This is a genomic window from Pseudoxanthomonas dokdonensis, assembly GCF_001431405.1.
In the GTDB taxonomy this organism is placed as follows: domain Bacteria; phylum Pseudomonadota; class Gammaproteobacteria; order Xanthomonadales; family Xanthomonadaceae; genus Pseudoxanthomonas_A; species Pseudoxanthomonas_A dokdonensis.
The window spans coordinates 35,181-61,053 of sequence record NZ_LDJL01000004.1 but is presented as its reverse complement, the minus strand read 5'-3'; the positions used below and the strand labels follow the sequence as shown (position 1 = coordinate 61,053).

The 25,873-nt window shown below is 66.2% G+C and carries 20 protein-coding genes and 1 pseudogene; 7 read left to right on the top strand and 14 right to left on the bottom strand.

All coding sequences use genetic code 11. The features are described from left to right. Positions 1–12 precede the first annotated feature (12 nt). Both ABB29_RS03350 and ABB29_RS03345 read right to left on the bottom strand, forming a co-directional pair. Complete coding sequence (locus tag ABB29_RS03350; protein WP_170185840.1) at positions 13–2,223, bottom strand: TonB-dependent receptor; 2,211 nt, start codon at positions 2,221–2,223, stop codon at positions 13–15. A 189-nt stretch (positions 2,224–2,412) separates the two neighbouring features. Beyond that, a complete protein-coding gene (locus ABB29_RS03345; protein WP_057657209.1) occupies positions 2,413–3,726 on the bottom strand; it encodes a sialidase family protein in 1,314 nt (437 codons plus the stop codon). Between the two features lie 98 nt (positions 3,727–3,824). Here ABB29_RS03345 and xseA point away from each other — a divergent pair, with 98 nt between their 5' ends. Together xseA and ABB29_RS03335 are read left to right on the top strand one after the other, a co-directional pair. Further along, positions 3,825–5,153 carry an exodeoxyribonuclease VII large subunit gene (gene xseA / locus ABB29_RS03340; RefSeq protein ID WP_057657523.1) on the top strand — a complete coding sequence of 443 codons (1,329 nt, stop codon included), beginning with the start codon at positions 3,825–3,827 and terminating at the stop codon, positions 5,151–5,153. Positions 5,154–5,236: 83 nt separating this feature from the next. After that, positions 5,237–6,946 (top strand): vWA domain-containing protein, encoded by a 1,710-nt coding sequence (locus ABB29_RS03335; RefSeq protein WP_057657208.1) that lies wholly within the window; start codon positions 5,237–5,239, stop codon positions 6,944–6,946. Between the two features lie 96 nt (positions 6,947–7,042). Here the strand turns inward: ABB29_RS03335 and ABB29_RS03330 are convergent, their stop codons facing one another. Then, positions 7,043–9,904, bottom strand: coding sequence for a bifunctional diguanylate cyclase/phosphodiesterase (locus ABB29_RS03330; RefSeq protein WP_157062479.1), 2,862 nt, complete (start codon positions 9,902–9,904; stop codon positions 7,043–7,045). A 265-nt stretch (positions 9,905–10,169) separates the two neighbouring features. Here ABB29_RS03330 and ABB29_RS03325 point away from each other — a divergent pair, with 265 nt between their 5' ends. The 4 genes and pseudogenes from ABB29_RS03325 (at position 10,170) to ABB29_RS03310 (ending at position 14,254) form a co-directional block, all read left to right on the top strand. Further along, positions 10,170–10,724, top strand: a complete 555-nt coding sequence (locus tag ABB29_RS03325; RefSeq protein ID WP_057657206.1) for an RNA polymerase sigma factor — start codon at positions 10,170–10,172, stop codon at positions 10,722–10,724. Further along, positions 10,721–11,824 carry a hypothetical protein gene (locus tag ABB29_RS03320; protein ID WP_057657205.1) on the top strand — a complete coding sequence of 368 codons (1,104 nt, stop codon included), beginning with the start codon at positions 10,721–10,723 and terminating at the stop codon, positions 11,822–11,824. Before ABB29_RS03325 ends, ABB29_RS03320 begins: the two co-directional genes overlap by 4 nt. Continuing rightward, a pseudogene (locus ABB29_RS03315) lies at positions 11,821–12,417 on the top strand (IMPACT family protein). Before ABB29_RS03320 ends, ABB29_RS03315 begins: the two are co-directional and overlap by 4 nt. Continuing rightward, complete coding sequence (locus tag ABB29_RS03310) at positions 12,410–14,254, top strand: ABC transporter transmembrane domain-containing protein (RefSeq protein WP_083487433.1); 1,845 nt, start codon at positions 12,410–12,412, stop codon at positions 14,252–14,254. Before ABB29_RS03315 ends, ABB29_RS03310 begins: the two are co-directional and overlap by 8 nt. 109 nt (positions 14,255–14,363) lie before the next feature. Here the strand turns inward: ABB29_RS03310 and ABB29_RS03305 are convergent, their stop codons facing one another. The 3 genes from ABB29_RS03305 to ABB29_RS03295 form a co-directional block, all read right to left on the bottom strand. After that, positions 14,364–14,681, bottom strand: coding sequence for a hypothetical protein (locus ABB29_RS03305; RefSeq protein ID WP_057657204.1), 318 nt, complete (start codon positions 14,679–14,681; stop codon positions 14,364–14,366). Between the two features lie 72 nt (positions 14,682–14,753). Beyond that, entirely contained in the window at positions 14,754–15,923 is a 1,170-nt protein-coding gene (locus ABB29_RS03300; protein ID WP_057657203.1) for a fatty acid desaturase family protein, read from the bottom strand. Then, the gene (locus ABB29_RS03295; protein ID WP_057657202.1) at positions 15,923–17,029 is read right to left on the bottom strand and encodes a ferredoxin reductase; all 1,107 of its coding nucleotides are present in this window, start codon (positions 17,027–17,029) and stop codon (positions 15,923–15,925) included. Before ABB29_RS03295 ends, ABB29_RS03300 begins: the two co-directional genes overlap by 1 nt. Positions 17,030–17,126: 97 nt before the next feature. Between ABB29_RS03295 and fabR the strand changes: the two genes are divergently transcribed. Next, positions 17,127–17,813 (top strand): HTH-type transcriptional repressor FabR, encoded by a 687-nt coding sequence (gene fabR / locus ABB29_RS03290; protein ID WP_057657201.1) that lies wholly within the window; start codon positions 17,127–17,129, stop codon positions 17,811–17,813. 394 nt (positions 17,814–18,207) lie between these two features. Here fabR and ABB29_RS03285 read toward each other — a convergent pair whose 3' ends face one another. The 8 genes from ABB29_RS03285 to rlmD form a co-directional block, all read right to left on the bottom strand. Then, complete coding sequence (locus ABB29_RS03285) at positions 18,208–19,857, bottom strand: acyl-CoA dehydrogenase family protein (protein ID WP_057657200.1); 1,650 nt, start codon at positions 19,855–19,857, stop codon at positions 18,208–18,210. 73 nt (positions 19,858–19,930) lie between these two features. Then, positions 19,931–21,163 (bottom strand): FAD-dependent oxidoreductase, encoded by a 1,233-nt coding sequence (locus tag ABB29_RS03280; protein ID WP_057657199.1) that lies wholly within the window; start codon positions 21,161–21,163, stop codon positions 19,931–19,933. A gap of 103 nt (positions 21,164–21,266) precedes the next feature. Continuing rightward, positions 21,267–21,473 carry a cold-shock protein gene (locus ABB29_RS03275; RefSeq protein WP_057657198.1) on the bottom strand — a complete coding sequence of 69 codons (207 nt, stop codon included), beginning with the start codon at positions 21,471–21,473 and terminating at the stop codon, positions 21,267–21,269. A gap of 89 nt (positions 21,474–21,562) precedes the next feature. Continuing rightward, positions 21,563–22,330, bottom strand: coding sequence for an S-methyl-5'-thioinosine phosphorylase (locus ABB29_RS03270; RefSeq protein ID WP_211260678.1), 768 nt, complete (start codon positions 22,328–22,330; stop codon positions 21,563–21,565). Continuing rightward, the gene (locus tag ABB29_RS03265) at positions 22,327–22,896 is read right to left on the bottom strand and encodes a hypoxanthine-guanine phosphoribosyltransferase (RefSeq protein ID WP_057657196.1); all 570 of its coding nucleotides are present in this window, start codon (positions 22,894–22,896) and stop codon (positions 22,327–22,329) included. Before ABB29_RS03265 ends, ABB29_RS03270 begins: the two co-directional genes overlap by 4 nt. After that, entirely contained in the window at positions 22,896–23,903 is a 1,008-nt protein-coding gene (gene nagZ / locus ABB29_RS03260; RefSeq protein WP_057657195.1) for a beta-N-acetylhexosaminidase, read from the bottom strand. The genes ABB29_RS03265 and nagZ overlap by 1 nt, the downstream gene beginning before the upstream one ends. A 79-nt stretch (positions 23,904–23,982) precedes the next feature. Further along, a complete protein-coding gene (locus ABB29_RS03255; RefSeq protein ID WP_057657194.1) occupies positions 23,983–24,483 on the bottom strand; it encodes a CYTH domain-containing protein in 501 nt (166 codons plus the stop codon). Further along, positions 24,483–25,832, bottom strand: a complete 1,350-nt coding sequence (rlmD, locus tag ABB29_RS03250) for a 23S rRNA (uracil(1939)-C(5))-methyltransferase RlmD (protein WP_057657193.1) — start codon at positions 25,830–25,832, stop codon at positions 24,483–24,485. Before rlmD ends, ABB29_RS03255 begins: the two co-directional genes overlap by 1 nt. Positions 25,833–25,873 lie beyond the last annotated feature (41 nt).

The window sequence follows — 25,873 nt, the reverse complement described above, 5'->3', positions numbered from 1 at the left end:
GCGGCAACCATTTCAGAACGATTGCCGCCAGCTCAGCTCCAGCGTACGCGGTTCACCCAGATAGACCATGTTGGCATTCAGCGCATAGGCGACATAGGTCTTGTCGCCGAGGTTGCGCAGTCGCAGGGCCAGCTCGGTGCCTGGCTGCGGGGTGAAGCGCAGATTCGCGCCCCAGACGGTATAGCCGGCACTGGTCAGGGTATTGGCATTGTCGGCATAGCGTGACGCCACCGAGCGCAGATCCAGCCCCGCCGACCAGCGCGGCTGCCACTGGTAATCCAGCCACAGGTTGGCCACCGTATCCGGGGTATTGGCCGGCTGATTGCCGGCATACGACACGTTGCCGCTGTAGAACTCGTCGAGGCTGGCATCGACCCAGGCCAGGTTGCCCTGCAACGACAGCTGCGACAGCGGTTGCCAGGCAAATGCCGCTTCGGCGCCCCATGAGGACTGCTTGCCGACCGGCAATGTCTGGCCCGGATTGTCCGGATCGGAGATGGCCAGGTTTTCGCGGCTGATGTCGTACAGCGCCAGTGTCAACCAGGCCCGCCCATCGGCACTTTGCCATTTGCTGCCGAGCTCGAACTGGCGGCCACGGGTCAGATCGAAATCCTGCACGCTGCTGAAGCTGGCGGTGCTGAGCACGCCGGCAGGTGGATCGGCGGCGGTGGCGTATTGCAGATACATCGCCCAGCCCGGCGCCAGCATCCGGTTGATGGCGATGCGGCCGGTGGCGGTCGAATAATCATGCTGGTAGCGCGCCGGGTTGCGGGCGCTGGCGGTCTGGTGGTTTTCCAGGTTCAGACTGATCCAGTCGTGGCGCAGTGCGCTCATCAGCGACCATTGCTGGCCCAGTTCGGTCAGGTTTTCGGCAAACAACGCCTGCGTGTGCACGCGATTGGTACGCTGTGGATTGAACACCTGCGCCGCGCCGGGCACGTCGAAGAAACTGCCCGGGGTGACCGCGCCAATCGGTACTTCATCGAAATCGTCGGGCAACGACAACGGAAAGCGCGTCTGCCGGTTGTAGCTGAGATCCAGGCCCAGATTCGATTGCGAGGAGCGGCCCGCGATCTGGCCCTGGTAGCTCCACTCCAGCTTGTTGCCGAACAGCTGCTGGTCATGCCGCTGCAGCAGCGCATCGGAACGGATCACCGCGCTGAGCTCGCTGTTGAAGCGATAGCTCTCGACGTTGCGGTAATCGCGCAGTGCGTCATAGTAGTACGCCGTATTGCGCACGGTCGAACGCTCACTGGCCCGCCATTCCAGCAACGAACGCAACCAGGTCACATCCTGCTTGTAATAGCCATCGCCGACATTGTAGTTGTCGGTCTCGGTGCCTGGCAGCACCTGCAGCTTGCCGCTGTCGGACAGCAGCGCCGGCGTGCCCCAGTACGGTCGGGCGCTGTCTTCATGCTGGTATTCCACCGCCAGCGTATGGGTCAGGTTGTCGGACAAGGCACTGGCCAGCGACAGCGCCGTGGTCAGCGATTCACGATCATTGTTGTCCGCCCAGCCGTCACTGCTGGAGTAGCTGATATCGGCGCGCAATGCGTTGCGGGCGTCGCCCTGCTGCCCGCCGCGTTGGCCGCCACCGAGGCGCTTGTTGATACCCGCCGCCACGACCACGGTGTCGTCGCTGGCAACACTGGCCATGCCATCGAGGCTGTCGCGATCCAGCCGTGCCAGCCGGGTGACGTAGTTGATCGAACCGCCCATCGCGCCAGCGCCATACAGGAACGTCGACGGCCCGCCGATGGCCTCGACCCGCTCGTACATCCAGGCATCGACCGGACGCGCGGCGATGGCCGCGTACTGCACATCGATGCCATTGAACAACTGCGATATCTGCGAGCCGGAAAATCCACGATAGCTGATCGTGTTGCCATGGCCTGGTGGCGACGCCACCACCAGCCCCGGCACCGCATACAGCGCTTCCTGGGTGGTGCGTACGCTGCGTGCATCCAATAACTGGCGGTCGATGACCATCACCGAGGCCGGGGTTTGCAGCAGGCTGGCATCGAGCCGGGTGCCGCCGCTGGCCGGTGATTGCAGCGGCAGGCGCTGCGCGCTGACCTGGATCTGGTCCAGGGTCACCGCCTGCTTCTGCTGATCAGTCGGGGCGCTCTGTGCCTGCGCCGTCAGCGTCAGGCAGGACGCAACAGCGCTGGTCAGCAACGACGTGGCCAGGGAACGTGAGCGGGCGCGCAGGCGACGGGACATCAGGGCAATCCGGATCAACAGGTGCCGGCATGGTAGTGACGTATGACCGGATTGCCGATGCGACCCAGTGTCGCAGCACGGTCTCGCGTAGAGCGGAGCTTGCTCCGCTGGAAAATTCATCAAGAGACAAATTACGGCTGTTGTGCCAACAACAGCGGAGCAAGCTCCGCTCTACGGCTCGCTTTTGGTTCAGCGGATTACGGCGGCGCGCAGTACTGGCTCAGCCTGTTCCTGGTCCGCGTTGGATGTGACATCTGTCCAGATCAGGACGGCTATATCCGGCAGCGCCAGTAACCGCGGCATGCCGCTGGCGCGCCCGCGCGCCGCCAAGCTGGCGACAACCGTCGTGACCGGCTGCTGTAGATCCCGATCAAGACGGGTGAACTGCAGTTGCTGGCCTTGTTCATCCTCTTGCAACCAGGCCAGCAATACATGGCCTTGTTGGTAAGCCAGGCTGACTCGACCCAGCACCTGCGTACCCTTGGCGACGCTGACAAAGGGCTGGAAGCTGTCGCCGGCATCGTCCGAACTGGCGATGCGCACCTCCGGCTCTCCATCGGCCTCGGTGTACCAGGCGACCCACAGGGTATTGCCATCGGCGGCCACTGCCGGGCCGTTGACCGGGCACCCGGCGATCCGCCAGCCGTCATCATGAACCGTGTGCGGTGGGCTCCAGCGCTGGCCATCGAAACGGCGCAGGCGGATGTCGCGGACCTCGTCGCCATCGCGGCCGCGATATACCACCACGTTGCCGCTTGGCGTCGTCGCCGAGTCGGTGGTGCAGCAGTCGCAGGTCGATGCGTCCAGCGCCCATTCCTGCTGGCGGCTGCCATCTGCGTCGAATGTCGCGGCCCGCAGCATCATCGCCGCGCCGGTAGCGTGATGATGTTCGCCGGCTGGCGCCGGCTCGCCTTCGGCGGCGCGCGCAGCGGCCTTCTGCCGGCTGTCGAGCCAAGCCATGCCCAGCTGCTGATGACCCTGCCTCCAGAAGGTCACGAAACCATGATCACCGGCTGAGCCTGGCAACTCCACTTGTTGCGGCGATGACCAGTGCTGGCCAGCATCGTTGGAATGACTCAGCGCAATGCCGTAATCCATCGGTGACGGACCAGTACTGCGCAGCCAGTGCGCCCACAGCGTGCCGTCCGCCAAGGCGATCAGGTGCGGGGTATCGGCCCAGTTGACGAACCAGTCATCGCCTTCGGCCACGGTCCGTGGCTGGCTCCATTGCAGATCGTCGGCGACGCTGGCGCGACTGAAGCGCAATCGATGGCGCTTGCCCGCGCCGACGCCCGCGACCGGCTCGACCCAGCTCAGCAGCAATCCGTTGTCGGCATCGACCGACAGGTCCGGTTGCGCAGCACCGGCCGCGGCAGACAGCGGCAACGGCTGCACCCGGGTGAATGCCGCCGGATCGGTGCGCGGGCCGCAGCCGACCAGCAGCCAGGCCAGCGCGGCGCTGGCCAGCAGCCACGGGGAATGCGGTGAACGTGTCGCTGCCATGCCGGTCCGGGCTCGATACAATGGGTCATGAAACCACTGCCGATGATGCCGCGCCAGCGACCGAATGTCGCGCCCATGCGCACGCGGACCGATTGCCGATGATCAACCAGGATCGTGATGTCCTTACCCCCAGCCAGCTCAACACTCTGGCCCGTGATCTGCTGGAGAGTGCGTTTCCGCTGATCTGGGTGGAAGGTGAGCTGGGCGGCGTCACCCGCCCCGCTTCCGGCCATCTCTACTTCACCCTCAAGGACGCGCGCGCGCAGGTCCGCTGCGCGATGTTCAAGCCGAAGAGCCAGTGGCTGAAGTTCGTGCCGCGAGAAGGACTGAAGGTGATGGCGCGCGGTCGCCTGACCCTGTACGACGCGCGTGGTGACTATCAATTGGTCATCGATCATCTGGAAGAAGCCGGCAAAGGCGCATTGCGGCGTGCGTTCGACCAGCTCAAGGCCAGGCTGGCTGCCGAAGGCCTGTTCGATGCCGAACGCAAGCGCCCTCTGCCGGTCCACCTGCAGCGGCTGGCGGTGATCACCTCGCCGACCGGCGCCGCCGTGCGTGACGTCATCAGCGTGCTGCAACGGCGCTTTCCGCTGCTGGAAGTGGAGATCCTGCCGGTGCAGGTGCAGGGCGAGGCGGCGCCGGCGCAGTTGACCAGCATGCTCCAGCGCGCCGGTCGCAGTGGCCGTTACGATGCCATCCTGCTGACCCGCGGTGGCGGCTCGCTGGAGGATCTGTGGGCCTTCAACGACGAGCAACTGGCCCGTGCCATCGCCGCCTGCCCGGTGCCGGTGGTGAGCGCGGTCGGCCACGAGACCGATTTCAGCCTCAGCGACTTTGCCGCCGACCTGCGCGCGCCCACGCCATCGGCCGCTGCCGAGTTGCTGGTTCCCGAACAGCGCGAGCTGCTCGGCCGCCTGCGCGCGCGTGGGCAATGGCTGCGGCAGTGGATGCGGCAACGCCTGCAGCAACACCATCAACGCAGCGACCGCAGCGCCTTGCGCTTGAACGCACAGCGACCACAGGCCCGACTGGATGCATTGAAGCAACGCCAGCACGCCGCCGGCCAACGCATGCATGCGCTGTGGCGCGAGCAGCAACAGCAGCGCCTGGCCCGTCTGCGCCATGCTGCCATCGTGCTGCGTAGCTGCCAGCCGCAGCGCCGCGTCGATGGCTTGAAAGTCCGGCTGGCCGCGCTGGCGCCGCGTCCGCAGGCCGCCGTCGCCCGGCAACTGCAGGCCAACACCCTGCGCCTGCGGGCATTGGCACGCTCGCTGGAAGCGGTCAGCCCACTGGCCACCGTTGCCCGCGGTTATTCCATCCTCACCGCCGCCGACGGCAGCATCGTGCGTTCGACCAGCCAGCTGCAGCCCGACGACCGGATCAGCGCGCGCCTGGTCGATGGCGAGGTCACGCTGCGGGTCGAATGAGCCGGCATGGATGAATCACGACGGGTTCAACCCCGTTGCCGGACATGGTCCGTTTGATCCCCTGTCCAACAGGGAGCATCACCATGCAGCTTCGCCCCATCTGTGTCTTGTCCGCCCTCGTGATCACGCTGGCCGCCTGCCAGTCATCGCCCTCCAACACCGATAGCCTTGTCGATGCCAGCGCTGAAACCGGCGCAGGCAACAAGCCGCTGGCACCGCCGCCTGCACCGCCGGCCCCGGCGGCGTTGAGTGAGCCCCGGCCGGTCGACGCCATGGCCCGCGCCAAGGTCGCGGACTATGCGCCGACGCCGACCATCACCTGGCTCGGCCCGGCCGCGGTCAATCGCGAAAACTACGCCGAACAGCAGGACAATCCGGTACACCGCACCCGCGAGCAGCCGTTGTCGACCTTCTCTATTGACGTCGATACCGGCAGCTACAGCAATGTCCGGCGGATGCTGCGGCAGGGACAACGGCCACCGTCCGATGCCGTGCGAGCAGAAGAGTTCATCAACTATTTCGACTACGGCCATCCCGCGCCCGCGTCGCCGGCACAACCGTTCCGGGTCACCACCGAGCTGGCACCGGCACCGTGGAACCGGCAACGACAACTGCTGATGATCGGCATCAAGGGTTACGACGTCGACAAGCGCACACTGCCGGCTTCCAACCTGGTCCTGCTGCTGGACACCTCCGGCTCGATGCAGGCAACCGACAAACTGCCATTGCTGAAACAGGCGCTGGCCCTGCTGGTACCGCAGCTGCGCGCGCAGGACCGGGTGTCGATCGTGGTCTATGCCGGTTCGGCCGGGCTGGTGTTGCCGCCAACCCCAGGCGACCAGCACGGGCGCATCCTGGCTGCGCTGGATCGGCTTGAAGCCGGCGGCAGCACCAATGGCGGCGACGGCATTGCCCTGGCCTATGCCACCGCCCGCCAGGCGTTCATTGCCGGCGGCAGCAATCGGATCATCCTGGCCACCGATGGCGACTTCAATGTCGGCACCGTGTCGCAGGATGCACTGGAAACCCTGGTCGCCGACCAGCGCAAGTCCGGTATCGCGCTGACCACGCTGGGCTTCGGCCAGGGCAACTACAACGATCAACTGGCCGAACAGCTGGCCGATGTCGGCGATGGCAATCATGCCTATATCGACACCTTGCAGGAAGCGCGCAAAGTGCTGGTCGACGAAATGCAGTCGACCTTGTTGACCATCGCCCGCGACGTCAAGATCCAGATCGAATTCAATCCGGCCACGGTCGCCGAATATCGCCTGATCGGCTATCAGAACCGGCTGCTGGCTGATGAGGATTTTTCCAACGACAAGGTCGATGCCGGCGATATCGGTGCCGGCCACGAGGTCACCGCGCTCTATGAAATAACCCCGGTCGGTTCCAGCGCCATGCGCCTGCCGCCCCTGCGCTACGCCAACCATGCAGAACCGACGGGCTCCACCAGCGAACTGGCCCACCTGCGGCTGCGCTACAAGCTGCCGGATCAATCGCGCAGTCGCCTGATCGAAACCCCCATCAGCACTGCCTCCCTGACCCGTCAGCCTAGCGAGTCGTTCCGCTTCGCCAGTGCCGTGGCCGCCTATGCGGATCTGCTGCGTGGCGGCGCGCACATCGACCAGTGGCGCTGGAATGATGTCGCCGATGCCGCGCGGGCGGCGCGCGGGCGCGACCCGTTCGGCCTGCGCGCCGAGATGCTGCAGTTGGTTGATCAGGCGCATGCGCTGGCGGACCCGATTGCCGGACCGGCGGAGCGACGTACTGCCACGCTCGGCGACGAATGAGTCATGGCAACGCCGGGGCTTGACCCTGGTGGCTACAGCGCGGCGCGATGCTGAGCCAGCACGCGCCTCGCGCTGACATGCGGCAGAGATCGTGGTTCAGGCCGTGACCAGCCCGCCGATTCTCGCCGCGGGGCGACCCAGCAGATAGCCCTGGCCAAAGCGGCAACCAAGCTCCAGCAGGGCCGCGCGCTGCTCGTCGGTTTCAACCCCTTCGGCAATCGTATCGATGCCCAGGGTACTGGCCAGCGCAAGGATCGCGCGGACCAGTGCCAGGCTTTCCGGCCGGCCGTCCTCGCCCATGCCAGCGATGAAGCTGCGGTCAATCTTCAATGCCGAAATGGGGAACCGGTGCAGATAGCTCAAGGCCGAGAAACCGGTGCCAAAGTCGTCCAGCTGTGCCAGCACGCCATGCTGGCGCAGGGTGCGCAGCATGCGCAGGGTTCGTGGCGCGTCATCCAGCAATGCCACTTCGGTGATTTCGACCCGCAAGCGGGTGGTGTCGGCACCGTGCTTGTCGCACAGGCCGAGCAGGCGATCGGCGAAGTCCGGCGAACGGAAGTGCCGTGGCGATACATTGACCGACACATAGCCTTCGCCACCACGCGCAACCTGCTCGATCACCTGTTCATACAGCAGCCAGTCGACCTGTTCGATCAGGCCGCTGTTCTCGCCCAGGCTGATGAACTCGGCCGGCAGCAGCAGCCCGCGCCGCTCGTGCTGCCAGCGCAGCAGTGCCTCGTAGCCGACGACCTGGCCGTCATCCAGGCGGGTGATCGGCTGGAAATACGGAACGAAGTCGCGATGGTTGATGGCGCGACGCAGATCCGCTTCCAGGTCCAGGCTCTGCACGGCCGCCTCGCGCATCTCCTCGTCGAACATTGCATACCGATCGCGACCTTCCTCCTTGGCCCGGTACATCGCCGCGTCGGCATCGCGCAGCAGTTCATCGCCATTGCGGTAACGCGCATGCCACCGCGCGATGCCGATGCTGGCCGACGGAAACAGCTCGCGCCCGCCGACCCACATGTGCTGGCCCAGCACGAACAACAGACGCTGGGCGAACTCGCGGACGTCTTCGCTGCCTTCGCCGCAGGGCAGCAGGATCGCGAATTCGTCCCCGCCCAGTCGCGACACCAGTGCCGTCGGTGGCGCCGTCGTCGTGATCCGCCGCGACACTTCCACCAGCAGCTCATCGCCGGCGGCGTGGCCCATGCTGTCGTTGACCAGCTTGAAGCGATCCAGATCCAGGAAGATGACCGCGAACGATGCGCCTTCATGCTGCCGCGCCTGTTCGATCGCCGCCGCCAGTCCGTCCAGCAGCCGCGGCCGGTTGGGCAGGCCGGTCAGCGCGTCATGGGTGGCCTGGTGGGTCAGCCGTTGTTCGGCACGCAGGCGCTCGCTGATCTGCGCCATCAACTGGGTGTTGGCCTGGGCCAGTTCACGGGTGCGCTCTTCGACCCGCTGCTCCAGCTCGGCATGGGCGGCGCGCAGGTTTTCCTGCGCACGCTGCCGGGCCAGGCCGATGCCGATGTTGTGGGCGACGAAGGTCAGCAGGCTCTGGTCATGCAGGGTGAAGCGGACGTCGTCGTCGTAACTCTGCACCACCACCGCGCCGACCACTTCGTCACCGCGGAACAACGGCACCCCCAGCCAACTGGTCGAGCGAGGACCATGCTGGACAATCACGCCCTGCTGGCCCAGCGCATCGATGCCGTCGCGATCGGCCAGCAGCGGCTTGCCGGTGGCGATGACGTATTCGGTGGACCCGTTGCTGACCCGTCGCGCCTTGCGCATCATGTCGCGCTCGTCGATCGAATACGGGAACTGCAGCATCTGCGCATCGTCGCTGAGCAGCGCGATGTAGAAGTTGCGCGCGTCCAGCAGGCCATCGACGACCACGTGCACGTCGGCGTAGAAGTGCTCCAGCGTGTCCGAGGTGATGGCCAGCTCGGTGATCCGGAACAATGCCTTCTGCAGCTTTTCCGAACGCTTGCGCTCCATGATCTCGGCCTGCAGTTCGCGGTTGGCGCGCTGCAGTTCGTGGGTACGCGACTCGACCCGGTTTTCCAGTTCGACATGGGCGTGCTTGCGGTCCAGTGCGGTCAGGATGTGCTGGGCGACGTAGCCCAGCAACGCGCGGTCCTCGTCGGCGTAGCAGCCGGGGCGGTCGTAACTCTGCACGACGATGGCACCGCAGACCCGATCGTCACGGCGCATCGGCACGCCCAGCCAGTCGAGGCTGTCGGGGCCGTGGCTGGCGTCGCGGACCACCCCCAGCTTCTGCCGGATCACGCTGGATGGCCCACGCAGCGGCTGGCCATGGCGCAACAGCGCAAAGGTCATGCTGTTGACCATTTCCTCGGCGCCGAACTCGTGTTCCGGCCCGGCATTCCATGGGTCATTCTGATCGGCGAAATACAGGAAGCGGACCGTGCGTCGCTGGTCGTCGTACTGCACGATGTAGCAGTTCTCCGCGTACATCAGCGATCCGACCACCGCGTGCACGCGGCGCAGCATGTCCTGCATCTCCATGTCGGCACCGGCGACATCGGCGATTTCGTACAGAGCCTGCTGCAGCCGCTTGGATTTCTCCAGGCTCACCACCCGCGCATCGGCGCGGCTGGCCTGCAACTGGCTGTTGATCAGGGCCTGCGCCAGCGGCAACCAGCCCGGCCACACCGCCTCATCGGGATCGCCACGATGCACGGCCAGGGCGATCCGCGCACTGCCATCGACGCTGTCCCAGACATGCGCCTGCATCCGCGGATGCGCAGGCTCGTCGGCATGACTGTTGGCGCCGCCGTCGTTGGCCAGCGCGCGTTCGGCCAGTCGCCGCAACTGCGGCGCGCGCGGGTCACTGGCGCAGCTGCCGCTGCCCAGCGCCCAGTCGCGCCAGCACAGCGCCAACGCAGCACCGGCCGGCAGCGATTCCAGCAGCAGCTGCAGGACCGCGTCCATGCCCACCGGGCACCGGCTGGCTGCGCTGTCGTCAGTCAGGACTGGTTGGATTGGCATCCGCTTCCCGCGTTGCAAGGACATTCGGCCCCAGAATAACGCGAGCGGAGACAAATGTGAGATGGAACGATAACCCCGCCGGCGGCCGCCAGCCGTTGTGACTTCGATGCAGACCGCTTCGCACAGTGTGCTCCGGCCAACCGGCCCGGACCCGCCAGCCGCCTGGCCGAGCTTCCCGCCAGCGCCGGCAACGCTTACCCTGCCTGTCTTGGACGCACTTGCCGACCCCACCGACGAAGACCTGATGCTGGCCTATGCCGGCGGCGACGCCGCGGCCTTCGAACAACTGTACAGCCGCCATCGTGGCCCGCTGTACCGCTTCCTGCTGCGCCAGTGCCGGCAACCGGCGCTCGCCGACGAGCTGTTCCAGGATGTCTGGCAGCGCGTCATCAGCGCACGTGCCAGCTGGAAACCCGAGGCTGCCTTCAGCACCTGGATGTACCGCATTGCCCACAATCGACTGAACGACCACTGGCGTGCCGCACGGCATCGTCCACCCGCTCCGGCCGATGCCGATCAGCGCACCGCGCAGGTGCCGGACCCGGATACGCCGGAACGACAGCTGTCGGCCTTCGAACAACGGCGGCGGCTGCAGCTGGCCATCGAAGCACTGCCGGAAGACCAGCGGCTGGTGCTGCAGCTGCGGCTGGAGCAGGAACTGAGCCTGGAGCAGATTGCCGAGATCACCGCGACCGGCCGCGAGACGGTCAAATCGAGATTGCGCTATGCGATGGACAAACTGCGTGCGAGGTTGAGCGAATGAACCGGCTGCCGCCCGAACCGCTGAACGCCGAGGAGCGCGAACTGGCCGAGCAACTGGCTCGGTTGGGCCCGCATGGCTCGCCATCGCCGCAACTGGACCACCGCATCCTCGCCGCCGCCCACGACGCCGTCGCCGCGCGGTCACCGGTCCGCCGCCGCTGGCCGATCGGACTGGGTATAGCGGCCTCGGCGCTGCTGGCGGTTGGCCTGGCCTGGCAACTGCGTCCGGTCGACAGACCGGCAACGACCAGCGAAGCGGCAATGGCACGGCAGGCCGCTGAAGCATCGCCGGCCGCGCCGCCGCCCGCAGCGGTTGCCGACGCGCCGGTTGAAGCCGCTGGCAAGCCGGACGACGACAGCGCTGCCGGGACAGTCGCCGGCAACACTGCAGCACCGGCCACGGTCGCCCCACCGGAACCGGCAGCCGGCACCGCCGCATCCGATCCCGGTGCCCCGCCGCCCTTGAAAGCGCTCACTGGCGCCGTGCCGGAGCCGTCGGCAGCAAAGGAAGCGCCTGCACCGGCCAGCGCGCGGGCAACCGCACCGGCCGCACCACCAGCAGCGGATGCCGAGCGCAACAGCACTGGCCGTGAACTGGCGGAAAAGGCTCCGCCGCCCCCACCACCGCCTGCACCGCCCGCGCCAGCCATTGCCGCGACCGAATCACGCCCTGTCGATGTCCATGCACCGCCAGCGCCGGCCACGGCGATGGCCATCGAAGCCGATGCCGATCTCGCCGAATCGCCGGCCGAGCCCATCCAGGCAGCCGCCGCCCGTGCCGATGCCGCCGCTACCAAGCGGCAATCGGATGCGGCCACCGTCGATGTCGAACGCACGCGCGCGCAGGCAGCGCAGGCGTATGCGGCACCCGCTGCAGTCGTGCCGGAGTCCGCGATCGCGCCATCACAGGTAGCCGGCGCCAGCGTGGCCGATGACACACGGCTGTCCGCCGAGCATTGGCTGCAGCAGATCCGGCTCCGACTCAAGCTGCAGGACGAGGTCGGCGCGCGCGAGAGCCTGCGGCTGTTCCTGCAGGCGCATCCGCAGCACCCGTTGCCCGATGATCTGCGCACCCTGGCTGATTCACCCGCGCAACAATGAGCCACACCCTGGTCGCCACCGCCTCGCATCTGCTGGAGGTCAAGCACAGCCGCTTCCTGGCCCAGGCCGCGCCGGTGACCTCGGCCGAGCAGGCGATGGCGTGGCTGCAGCAGATTGCCGACCCCGCTGCTACCCACAACTGCTGGGCCTACCGGATCGGCGATGAATACCGCTCCAGTGACGATGGCGAGCCGGCCGGCACCGCAGGTCGCCCGATTCTGGCCGCCATCGATGGCTAGGGCTACGACCAGGTGATGGCCGTGGTGACCCGCTGGTACGGCGGTATCAAACTGGGTGCCGGTGGGCTTGTGCGTGCGTATGGCGGCAGCGCTGCCGAATGCCTGCGCAGCGCCGAACGCCGCGAGCTGATTGCCATGCAGATGCTGCGGATCAGTTGTCCATTCGATGAACTGGGCCATGTCCACGCGCAACTGGCCTCGCTGGAGGCGTTGAAGCAACGCGAGGATTTCGACGAACATGGCGCGGTATTGCAGGTCAGCGTGGCGCAAACCGATGTCGACACCTTGAAAACCCGTCTTCGCGACGCCACCCGTGACCGGGTACGGCTGTCGCCACTGGAATCCCATGACTGAGTTGTCTCCCGCCCCGGCCACGCCGACCACCGCCGCCTCCCAGCTCGACGATCCGTCGCCGCTGGCGGCGCAGAGCACCACCGCCGCGCCGCCGGCCAAGGCCAGACTCGGAACCTTGCGGGCGCTGTGGCCGTTCATCCGCCGCCACATGGGCCTGTTCAGCGCGTGGCTGCTGGCATTGGGCCTGGCCTCGGCCGCTACCTTGAGCCTGCCGCCGGCGTTCAAGCAGATGATTGATCATGGCTTCAGCGACGGCAGCAACGTCAATCGTGCGTTCCTGTTCCTGTTCGCGGTCGCGGTGGTACTGGCCTTGGCCAGCGCGGCACGTTTCTACTTTGTCTCGCTGCTCGGCGAAAAAGTCGTTGCCGATCTGCGCCAGCAACTGTACGGACACCTGATCGGGCTGGACGCCGAATTCCATGACCGCAGCCGCAGCGGCGAACTGGTCTCGCGCCTGACCACCGACAGCGAACTGCTGCGCAGCGTGGTCGCCACCAGCATGTCGGTGGCCCTGCGCAGCACGGTCACCGTGATCGGCAGCCTGGCGATGTTGTTCGTCACCAGCCCGCGGCTGGCGGCGTTCGCGCTGATTGGCATCCCGCTGGCGGTGTTGCCGATCGTGCTCGGCTCGCGGCGCCTGGGCAAGGCCTCGCGCGCCAGCCAGGACCGGGTCGCCGATGCCAATGCGTTGGCCAATGAAACCCTGGGCGCGGTGCGCACGGTGCAGGCGCACGCGCGCGAACCCTACGAACGCGGCCGCTTTGGCGAAGCCATCGCGATTGCGGTGGAAACCGCGCGCAAGCGGATCCGCGCGCAGGCCTGGGTGACTGCGGCGGCGATCACCCTGATCTTCGGCGCCATCACCCTGGTGCTGTGGTCCGGCGCGCATGACGTGATCAGCGGCAAGATGAGTGCCGGCACGCTCGGCCAGTTCGTGCTGTACGCGCTGATTGGCGGCGGTTCGGTCGGTGCCCTGGCGGAAGTGTGGAACGAGCTGCAACGTGCTGCCGGCGGCATGGGCCGGATCGCCGAGCTGCTGCAGGAAACCCCGCGGATCACCGCGCCGGGCGATGGGCAACAGCATGCATTGGCGCAACCGGTGCGCGGTGAAATCCGCTTCGAGGACGTGGTGTTCCATTACCCGTCGCGGCCGGAAATGCCGGCGCTGGATGGCTTCAACCTGCATGTCGTGCCGGGCGAGACGGTTGCCCTGGTCGGCCCTTCCGGCGCCGGCAAGAGCACCGTGCTGGCCATGCTGCTGCGCTTCCATGACGCCCAGAGCGGACGCATACGTTTCGATGGCGTCGATCTACGCCAGCTGGACCCGGCGCAATTGCGCGAACAAGTCGGTCTGGTGCCGCAACATCCGACCATCTTTGCCGCCAGTGCCGCCGACAACATCCGCTATGGCCGCCTGCAGGCCACCGACGCACAGGTACGACAGGCCGCAGCGGATGCCGAAGCGCTCGATTTCATCGACGAATTGCCGGAAGGTTTCGACAGCCAGCTGGGCGAACGCGGTGCACGCCTGTCCGGTGGCCAGCAGCAACGCATCGCCATCGCCCGCGCGTTGCTGAAAGACGCGCCGGTGCTGTTGCTGGATGAAGCCACCAGCGCCTTGGATGCACAGAGCGAGCGCGCGGTACAGCATGCGCTGCAACGGCTGATGCAGGGCCGGACCACGCTGGTCATCGCCCATCGCCTGGCCACCATCCTGCAGGCCGATCGCATCGTGGTCATGGACCGCGGTCGCATCGTCGCCCAGGGCACCCACGAGCAACTGCTGGCCGAAGGCGGCCTGTATGCGGAACTGGCCAAGCTGCAGTTCCTGGATTGAACGGGCCTGGATTGAGCGGGCTGTCTATTGGGCAGGCTCTGACCAAGCAGGCTTCCGGGCGAGCCGGATCGCGACTGGGCAAGGCCGCTAATCAATTCGCGGCCCCGGCTCAGCGCAGCAGGTAAGCGCGCCCGCAGCTACGGCAACGACGGCTGGTGCGCCCCTGCATCACTGGGGCCAGCAGTCCGCCACAGCGGCAGAGATAGGGATCGGCGTGGAGCAGATAACGCCGCTGCCGCCATGCCCAGGCAGCGGAGACGACGGCAAGCAGCAGGCACGCAGCGATGATCCAGCCCTGCCACGCTGCCAACGTCGCGGCACCGGTGATCGGCGCGCCCTGGCCGTCAGCAGGCAGCCAGGTACACAGCAACGCCAGCCCAAGGCAGGCGAATGAAGGCAAGAATTTCCGCAAGATCGTCCACTGCACGCGCTTACCTGCTGGTTGATGGGGCGGACGCCAGCATGGCGCGGCCCCATCTCAGCGCTTGCGACGGGCGGCTCAGCTACGCAGGTCGGAGGAGATCAGGCTGGCCGCCGCGGCCTGGGCCCGCATCAGCGGCAGCGCGCGCGGGGCGCGGCTGGGCAGCGAGTGGCGCAGGATCCGCCAGGTCACCTGCCAGCACTGCCGCGGCAAGGAACCGGTGTTGTAGTGCTGGCCGTAGCGCGCACAGATGTCGCGCACATCGACTGCCATTTCCGCATAGCGGTTGGCCGGGATGTCGGGGTAGAAATGATGTTCGATCTGGTGGCTCAGGTTGCCTGACAGCACGTCGATCACCTTGCCGCCACCGATGTTCGAGGAACCCCGCAGCTGGCGCATGTACCAGTGGCCACGCGATTCGTTCTTGATCACTTCCTTGGGGAAGGTTTCCGCGTTGGCAGTGAAGTGGCCGCAGAAGATGATGGTGAAGGTCCAGACGTTGCGGATCACGTTGGCGACCACGTTGCCCAGCAGCACCGGCAGGAAGAACGGACCGGCCAGCAGCGGGAACACCAGGTAATCCTTGATCAGCTGGCGGCTGATCTTGCGTCCAACCGGACGGAACTTGGCGCGGAACTGCTTGAAGCTCATCTTGCCGGCGAACAGGCGACCAATCTTGACGTCCTGGATCGCCACGCCCCATTCGAACAGCAGCGCGAACACCACCGCTATCGGTGCCTGCAGCAGATAGAACGGACGCCACTTCTGCTCCGGGAAGATCCGCAGCAGGCCGTAGCCGATGTCGTCATCCAGCCCGCGCACGTTGGTGTAGGTGTGGTGACGGAAGTTGTGGGTCTTGCGCCAGTTTTCAGCGGTGCCGGCAATATCCCATTCGTAGGTCGAACCCTGCAGTTGCGGGTCGCCCATCCAGTCGTACTGGCCATGGATGACGTTGTGACCCAGCTCCATGTTCTCCAGGATCTTGGACAGGCCGAGCAGCAGCACACCGGCAATCCATGCCGGCAACAGCACGCTATGGACGAACGCGCCGAGGAACAGCAGACCGCGTCCGGCGACTTCGGTGTAGCGCACCGCCTTGACGATGTTGCGGATGTAGCGCGCATCGCGCTGGCCCAGAGTGGCCACGGTACGGGCGCGCAAGGCGTCCAGCTCCTGGCCAAAGGCGTCCAGCTCGGCCGGGCTGAGTACGCGGTTCCTGTGACGGGCGCTGAGTTCGGTTTTCGACATTACAGATCCAGTTCCAGATCGGTGGCAGCGCTGTGGATGCACAGCTTCAATGCCTGTTGCGGTTCGTGTTGCAGATCACCACTGGGCAGGTGGCGCACGCTGCCCGAGGCCTTGCCGCAGGCGCAGGTATTGCAGATGCCCATCCGGCAGCCCGACGGCGGCTTGATGCCCTGCGCTTCCAGTGCCGACAGCAGCGAGCTGCCGCGCGGCAGCTCGAGCCGCACGCCGCGACGGCGCAGATGCACCTGCACGCTGCCGCTGTCGACATTGCTCACCGGCGGCAGGGTGAATGCTTCAGCCTGGAACGATTTGACCTGGCCGTCCAGCAAGGCGCGCGCGGCTTCGACGAAACCACCGGGGCCGCAGGCCATCACCCGGGTCTGTTCGCGGTCCAGCGCCAGCGCCGACACCAGCGCGGCGTCGATGCGGCCTTCAGCTTCATCGGCCGCCTGGGCGGCTTCACCGGTCAACATCAGGCGCAGCGTGAAATTGGCATGCTGCGCGGCCAGTGTCCGCAGTTCGTCGACAAAACACAGTTCGTCACGCTGGCGCGCCCAGTACACCAGCGTTACCGGCACCGGCATGCCCTTGGCGGCCAGCGCCCGGGTCATCGCCATCAACGGCGTGATGCCGCTGCCGGCGGCCAGCAACAGATAGTCGCCATGCGGCTTGGAGGCCACCCGCATGTCGCCGAACACGCTGCCCAGCTCCACCACCAGCCCCGGTTCGGCCCGGCACAAGGCCTGGCTGAGGCGGCCACCTTCGATGGCCTTGACGGTGATCGCCAGGCAACCGTCCGCGCGCGGCGGTTCAACCAGGCTGTAACTGCGGGTGATCCGCACGCCGTCGACTTCGGCGGTCAGCGAGACATGCTGGCCGGCGCGGAAGCCCTGCTGCCAGTTGCGATTGGGCTTGAACAGCAGGGTCATGGCGTCGCGCGAAGCGCGCTGGCGGCTGACCAGGCGCGCCAGCGGGCGCTCCCAGGACCAGCTGCGATTGAGCCTGGACGCCCAGAAATCAAATACATCCGGGGCGACGACGGGCGCCAGCAACCGCTTGAAGGCGGGCTGGCGGATACGTTTGCGGGGACGGACGACGGCACTCATGGGGGCATTGTACGGGCATAGAGACAGCCGTGTATACAACTGTATATTATCGAACAAGGCTATGATTCATCCTCAGCCTCGAAACCGCGACGGATCCATGCCCAATCTGCCCACCCAGGTCGCCCAGACCCTTGCCGACGCCGCCACGGCGCCGGAGGAGCACGGCCACGGTCGCAAGGCATCGATTTCGCGGGCGGATCTGCTGGCGGCGGCGCTCAAGCTGCTCGGCCCCCACCGCAGCGTGTCGACCCTGAGCCTGCGCGAGGTCGCCCGCGAAGCCGGGATCGCCCCCAACAGCTTCTACCGCCAGTTCCGCGACATGGATGAACTTGCCGTCGCGCTGATCGATCTGTCCGGCAGCTCGCTGCGCAAGATCATCGGCGAGGCACGCCTGCGCGCCACCCACAGCGAACGCAGCGTGGTCCGCAATTCGGTGGAAACCTTCATCGAACAGCTGCGCGCGGATGACAAGCTGCTGCACGTGCTGCTGCGTGAAGGCACGGTTGGCTCGGATGCCTTCAAGCATGCCGTCGATCGCGAGCTGGAGTTCTTCGAAGAAGAGCTGTGCATCGACCTCATCCGTCTGGCCAAACTCAACAAGGCGCCGCTGCACGAACCGGCACTGGTCGCCCGCGCGATCACCCGGCTGGTGTTCGCCATGGGCGCCACGGCGATGGACCTGCCGCCGGAAAAAGACCCGGAACTGGTCGATGAAATCTCGCAGATGGTGCGCATGATCATTACCGGATCACGTGCACTGGCCGCCCCCGACCCCGGCCACTAGCCAGCGTGCACGTAGAGCGGAGCTTGCTCCGCTGTAACCGCCCGGTCCAGGCTCCGTGAGCAGCGCAGCAAGCTGCGCTCTACCCGGTGTGCTGTGTAGAGCGGAGCTTGCTCCGCTGCAACCGCCCGGTCCGGGCTCCGTGAGCAGCGCAGCAAGCTGCGTTCTACCCGGTGTGCTGTTGTAGAGCGGAGCTTGCTCCGCTGCAACCGCCCGGTCCGGGCTCCGTGAGCAGCGCAGCAAGCTGCGTTCTACCCGGTGTGCTGTTGTAGAGCGGAGCTTGCTCCGCTGGAACCGCCCGGACTGGGCTCCGTGAGCAGCGCAGCAAGCTGCGTTCTACCCGGTGTGCTGTTGTAGAGCGCAGCTTGCTGCGCTGGGATACCGGGTACTGCTCCCGTCAGCTACTGACGGCCGCTGGCAACGCACGTTCAATCAGCTCCGCCGCGTGCAAATACTCCGGCAAGGTGCCGAAAGCCAGGCCATGTTCGCCGCCCAACCGGCTGCGTATGAACATTGCTGCCGCCGGACTGTCGGCGCGCAGCAACACCGCCGCCTGCAGACCCAATGCCAGCTGCTCGACCCAGGCGCGTGCGTTCCAGGCAGTGACCCGGCCTTCGCCGAAGGCTGTCAGCAAGCTGCGCAGATGCGCGTCATAAACCGGCTCGCGACCGCTGGCGGCCTGCAATTCCGCCTGCACCGCCGCCCAGCTGTCCGGTTCCTTCGCCAACGCACGCAATACGTCCAGGCACTGGATGTTGCCGCTGCCTTCCCAGATCGAGTTGAGCGGCGCCTGCCGGTACAGGCGCGGCAACATCGACTCTTCGACATAACCGGCGCCGCCCAGGCATTCCTGCGCTTCGTTGACAAACACCGCCGCGCGTTTGCAGATCCAGTATTTGCCAACGCCGGTGGCGACCCGGGCGAATGCCGCCTGTGCCGGTTCGGTTCCGGCGCGGTCGATCGCTTCGGCCACCCGCAGCGCGAATGCCAGCGCCGCTTCCGATTCCAGCGCAAGATCAGCCAGCACGTTCTGCATCAATGGCTGCTCGACAAGCGCTTTGCCGAACGCCTGCCGATGGCGCGCATGATGGATGGCCTGGGCCAATGCCATGCGCATCTCCGCCGCCGAACCGAGCATGCAGTCAAGCCGGGTGAACATCACCATTTCGATGATCGTCGCCACGCCCCGCCCTTCCTCGCCGACCCGCCAGGCGAACGCATCGCGGAACTCGACTTCACTGGAAGCATTCGACCAGTCACCCAGCTTGTCTTTCAGGCGCATCAGCTGGAAGGCATTCCTGCTGCCATCATCCAGCCGTCGCGGCAGCAGGAAACAGCTCAATCCTGCCGGCGCCTGCGCCAATACCAGCCAGCCATCGGACATCGGCGCCGAGAAGAACCACTTGTGCCCAACCAGGGTGTAGCCGCCGTTGTCGTCAACCGGCGTGGCGATGGTGGTGTTGGTGCGCACATCGGAACCACCCTGCTTCTCGGTCATGCCCATGCCGACAGTGACACCCTGCTTGTCGGCAATCGGCAGATCCCGCGGGTCGTAGACAGGCGCGGCGCATTTCTCCGCCCACTGCCGCAGCTGCGGCTGTCGGCGCAATACCGGTACCGCCGCATGGGTCATCGTCAGCGGACAGCTGGTACCGGCTTCAACCTGGTGATGGAGATAGCTCAACGCCGCCCGCGCGACCTGCGCGCCCGCCCTTGGCTGCTGCCAGGACAGACCAGCGACGCCGGCGTGCTTGGCGGCCTGCATCAGGCGGTGATAGGCCGGGTGGAATTCGACGCCATCAATGCGATGGCCGAAGCGATCGTGGCTGCGCAGGCGTGGCTTGTCGCGATTGGCGTCAAAACCCAACGCGTACAACTCGCTGCCGGCCAGCCGCGCGTAGTCGCCCAGTTGCGCGACGAAAGCACCCGCGCCGCCAGCGGCGACCGCTTGCCGCAACACGACATCGTCGGCCCACAGATCGCGGGGCTCGAACGGTGGCGGCTGGTTGCTGACCTGATGGGTGTCGAAACGATTGGGAGTACTCATTGCCATGGCTGCAAGCGGCGTCGACCGCCATCCTGCACCGGCGGGCAGTCGATCGCAAAGCGCGCAGCCAGGCTCAGCTGTCGGCGAGCTCGGCGAGCACCTGCATGAACCCCGGTTCCAGCTTGAGCTTGCCAAACAGTCCGTGCTGGGTGCCGCTGAGCACGCGCAGCATGTGGCCGCGTCCGCCCGGCAGCCTGCCCAGCGGCAGGAAGGCCAGATCCCGCACACGCGCCACGTTGTCGCGATCGGACTGGAACAGCGGCGTCAGCCAGCGGCTCCAGAACTGGTAAATCGCCACGTGCGCCTGCCGCTGCTGTTGATACAGGGCCAGCGCGGCGTCGATATCCACACCGGCGCGCAACGCGTCGCGCAATGCCATCGCATCCATCAGCGCCATGTTGACGCCCTGCCCCAGCTGCGGACTCATCGCATGACCGGCATCACCGGCCAGCACCAATCGATCCCGATACCAGCGCTGCATCACCACGTCGCGGTAGCTGGCATGGGCCAGCTGCGACATGTCGGTGATGCCGGCAAGACGCATCTGCGCCTGCGGCCAGATTTCGCCGATTTCAGCGGACAGGGCTGGCAGCCCCCGCGACGTCGATTGTTCGAACTGCGCCGTCGGCAGGCTCCAGAAAAAGCTCAGTCGCGGAGTGTCGTCGCCGGGGCGGGTACCGACCGGCAACATGCCAATCATCCTTCGCGCGGCCACGTAGCGCTGGCGCAATTCGTCCTGCCAGGGCCAATCGTCCTGCGCCACCAGGCACCACAATGCGCCCCACGGATAAACCGATTGCCTGCGTACGCCGGCGGTATGCTGGCGCAGGCGCGAGGCCGCGCCATCGGCAGCGATGATCAGATCGAACGGCCCGTGGCGGCGTCCGTGCGCATCGCGCAGGTGGCGGGTGTCTTCATCGATAGCGTCGATCTGCACGCCCTTGTGGATGTCGACCAGGCCCGGCCACGCCCGCGCCATCAGGGTGAACAAGGCACCACGCTGCATGCCCAGTCCAAACAGGCGCGCATCCAGTGCCTGATAGCGCATGTCCATCACCGCGCGGCCGCATGGGGTCTCGCCATACAGTCGACGGACAGGACGTCCATGCGCCAGCGCCTGATCCAGCAATCCCATCTGCCACAGCACCTGCAGACCGGTTGGCTGCAACAGGAAGCCGGCACCAACCGGCCCCGGCTCGGGCGCGCGTTCGAATACCTGCACACGGTGGCCATCGGCCGACAGCAGTATCGCCAACGCCTGGCCAGCGGTGCCGTAACCGACGATGGCGATGTCCCGCTTGTTCAAGCATGCCTCCTGGCCCGCGCGGTAACCGCGGCCCCAGCCTGTGGTACTGGTTCGCGCATAAAAAAACCCCGCCACCGGCGGGGTTCAAGATTCTGTTTACGGATCAGGCCGCGGCAGTGACGTTGCCCGCCTGCGCACCCTTCGGACCTTGGGTCACTTCATACTCGACGCGCTGACCTTCCTGCAGGCTGCGGAAGCCCGAGGAGTTGATCGCCGAATGATGTACGAAGACATCGGCGCTGCCATCTTCTGGCGCGATAAATCCGAAACCCTTGGCGTCATTAAACCACTTCACGGTACCGTACGGCATAGCGCTTGCATTTCCTTTGTATGGATTCAGATGATGTGCCACTCACGTCGCACATGCCGAGTATGCAGAACCTGAACCGCAGTTGACAATCACCCGCGCGCAATTTCGGCAATCAGTTCCGCCAATCCGGCGGATGCCGCCTGCACATTGGCCAGGACCTCGGCCATGGTGATTTCCTCGTCGTCACCGCAACCGGCGGCCCAGTTGGCGACAATCGCCAAGCAGGCGTACTGCAGCCCCAGTTCGCGCGCCAGACCCGCTTCGGGCATGCCGGTCATGCCGACCAGATCGCAGCCATCACGCTTGAGACGGGCGATTTCGGCGCGTGTTTCCAGTCGTGGGCCCTGGGTCGCGCCGTAGCAGCCACCGTCGACGATGGCCTTGCCGGTGACCCGCGCCGCGGCCAGCACCCGCTGGCGCAACAGCGGTGTGTAAGGGTCGCCGAAGTCCACGTGCAGGACCTGGTGATCGGCGCTGTCCTGGCTGTCACCTTCGCAGATGGTCGAGACCCGGCCCCAGGTGTAGTCGATCAATTGATCCGGGCAACCGAGCACGCGCGGACCGTAGTGATCGGTGATGCCACCGACGGTATTGAGTGCCAGCACCTGCGACACGCCCAGCTGCTGCAACGCGGCCAGGTTGGCGCGGTAGTTGATCCTGTGCGGCGGTACCGAGTGGCCTTCGCCATGCCGGGCCAGGAACGCCACCCGCTGGCCCAGCAGGCGACCGACCCGGATCGGTCCGGACGGCTTGCCGAAGCGGGTGTCGGGATGATGACTCTCGACGTCATGCAGATCGGCCAGCGAATAGACACCGGTGCCACCGATGACGGCCAGGGCAATGGGCAGCATGCTCAGTCCTTCAGTGCGTAGATGCCCGGCAGGTTGCGACCCTGCTCGTAGTAATCCATGCCATAACCGAACACATAGCGATCCGGCACCTGCAGGCCGACGTAATCGGCACAGATGTCCGGCAGGCAGCGGTCATGCTGCTTGGTGGTCAGCGCGGCGATGCGGATGTCGGTGGCGCCCTGCTCCAGGCACCACTGCTTGACCGCGGCCAGGGTATAGCCTTCGTCGAGAATGTCGTCGACCAGCAATACCCGGCGGCCATACAGCGCGGTGGCCGGGCGGTGTTTCCAGACCAGTTCGCCGCCGGTGTTCTCGCCGCGATAGCGGGTGGCATGCAGGTAATCGAATTCCAGGTCCAGCCCCAGCGCGCCCAGCTCCAGTGCCAGTTGTCCGGCAAACGGCAACGCGCCGTGCATGATGGTCAGGTAGACCGGCACTTCACCGGCGTAATCGCGTGCGATAGGCGCGGCCATGCCGGCGATGGCCTGGTCGATGGTGGTCTTGTCCACCAGCAATTCGGCATTGGCCAGCGCTTGCGCCAGCGGCGGGCGTTTCGAAATCTGTACAGCCATCAGGCAACTCCATGATCAGGTCGGGCCATGCGCGACTGCGCATCGCCATAACGCTGGTCGGCCAGCAGGCCGTCCCAGCCGAGCGCACCGCGGCCCAGCAGGCCAAGCAATGCGGCGGTGTTCGAGCGACGGTCGGCGACCGCGCGCAATGATTCTTCCACCAGTTTCGGCGCACACACCAGCACCACGTCGCAGCCGGCGTCCAGGTGATCATCGATACGGGCCTTGACCCCACCGGCCGAGAACGCGGCCGCCATGCCGATGTCGTCGGAAAACACCACCCCGCCGAAACCCATCTGCTCACGCAGGATCTGCTGGATCCAGCGTCGCGAATAGCCGGCCGGCTCCGGTGCCACCGCCGGGTAGACGACGTGCGCCATCATCACCGCGTCGGCACCGGCCTCGATACCGGCGACGAACGGCAGCAGATCCTGCGCCTGCAGTTCCTGCAATGGACGCGGGTCGACCGCATCATCGAAATGGGTGTCTTCCAGCACCGTGCCATGGCCGGGGAAGTGCTTGAGCGTGGCGGCCATGCCGACGCTGTGCATGCCCTGCACGTAGGCGCGGGTGAACGCGGCGACCACCTGCGGATCGGCGTCGAACGCGCGATCACCGATGGCGCGGTTGCCACGCGCCAGATCCACCACCGGGGCGAAGCTCAGGTCGATGCCGCTGGCGCGGATTTCGCTGGCCATCAGCCAGGCATGTTCCTGCGCCGCCTGCAACGCGCCTTCGGGATCGCTGGCGTACTGCCTGCCAAAACCTTCCAGCGAGGTCAACGCACTGTAGCCTTCGCGAAAACGCTGTACCCGACCGCCTTCCTGATCGACGCAGATGAGCTGCGGTCGCGGCGCCGCCTGGCGGATGCTCTCGCACAACTCGCCAACCTGCTGGCGCGAAGCAAAATTGCGGGTGAACAGGATGACCCCGGCCACCGCATCATGCTGCAGCCATTGCCGCTCCTGTGCGGTGAGTTCGGTGCCGGCAATGCCGATCACGAGCATGGTTGGCTCTCCGTATGCGGCGCACGTGCGCCGCCGGCATTGTCGCAGATGCGGCCTTGCCCGTCAGACAACGGCCACCTCATCGTTCCTGCGGCGACCACTGCGAATACGGCCGCGAGGCCAGCGCCAAGTTGTAGTAGCGCACCTGGTCGGTGACCTCGGCGCCGGCCCAGGCCGGCCGCTCGAAGACCTCGTCGGCGCTGCCAAGTTCAATCTCGGCAACCACCAGCCCGGCATTGTCGCCGAGGAACTCGTCAACCTCCCACAGGTGGCCCCGGTGGTTGACGTAGTGACGGCGCTTGTCGATCACGCCGCCCACGCACAGCGCCAGCAGCGCCCGTGCATCGGCGACCGGAATCGGGTAGTCGAACTCCTGCCGGGTATGGCCGAGCTCGCGCGACTTGAGGTTGAGGAATGCCTGCTCGCCCTGGATGCGAACCCGCACCGATGCCCGCTGTTCACCGCGATCCATCGCACCCATGTCGTTGATGTAACCCTGTGCCATCGGCACCACCTGCTGCGCACCCGCGCGCCAGCTGTCGTCGACGACCAGGAACTTGCGTTCGATCTCGATACCCATCACTTGGCCTCGAACAGGGCGATGCTTTCCACATGCGCGGTATGCGGGAACATGTCCATGACCCCGGCCGAGACCAGCCGGTAGCCGGCCTGGTTGACCAGATAACCAGCGTCACGCGCCAGCGAGCCCGGATGGCAGCTGACATAGACGATGCGCTTGAACTGCTTGAGCGGCAACTGCTGCAACACGTCGATGGCACCAGAGCGCGGCGGGTCCAGCAACAATTTGTCAAAGCCCTGTCGCATCCAGCTGGCGCCACGCTGGTCCTGGGTCAGGTCGGCGGCATGGAACCGGGCGTTGTCCAGGCCGTTGCGCAGCGCATTGTCGCGTGCCCGGGCAACCAGTCCGGCTTCGCCTTCGACGCCGACCACGCTACCGGCCAGGCGTGCCATCGGCAGGGTGAAATTGCCAAGTCCGCAGAACAGATCCAGCACCCGGTCGGTCGGCTGCGGGTCCAGCAGTTCGAACGTCCGCGCGATCATTTTTTCGTTGAGACCGGCATTGACCTGGATGAAATCCAGCGGCTTGAAGTCGAGGCTGATGTCCCAGCCCGGCAGCCGGAACGACAGCGCCGGATGCTCCGGCCACAGCGGATGCACGCTGTCGACGCCACCGGGTTGCAGGTAGATGGCAAAGCCATGCGCCTGGGCAAAGCCGACCAGTGCCGCGCGATCGGCTTCGGACAAGGGTTGCAGGTGGCGGAACACCAGCGCGATGGTGTCATCGCCAGCGATGAACTCGACCTGTGGGATGTCGGCGCGTGCCTGCAACGATTCGATCAGTTCGGCCAGCGCAGAAATCTTCAGGCCGATTTCCGGGATCACGGTATGGCACTGGGCCAGATCGGCGACGAAGCGCGGATCAGTCTCGCGGAAGCCCACCAGCGTCTTGTCTTTCTTGTTGACCCTGCGCACCGAAAAGCGCCCTTTGCGCCGGTAGCCCCAACTGGCATCGACCAGCGGCTGCAGCACCGATTGCGGACGCACGTGGCCGATCCGCTCCAGGTTCTCCAGCAGCACCCGTTGTTTGGCCAGGATCTGTTTTTCCTCGTCCAGGTGCTGCAGCACGCAACCGGCGCAGGTGCCGAAATGGGCGCAGCGCGGAGTGACCCGGTCGGCGGCCGCTTCCAGCACTTCCAGGGTGCGGGCCTCATCGAAATGGCGGTTCTTGGCGGTCTGCTCGACCAGCACCCGCTCGCCGGGCAGCGCGCCGGCCACGAACACCGCCTTGCCGGCCTGATCGGCCTGCTCGGACGGACGCCTTGCCACGCCGCGGCCGTCGTGGCTCAGGTCGGTGATGAGGACTTCAAACGGGGTTTTGTCGATGCGCGGGGAACGGGTACGGGCCACGTGGCGAAGGCTGCGGGTCGGAACAGGGGGCGCCATTGTCG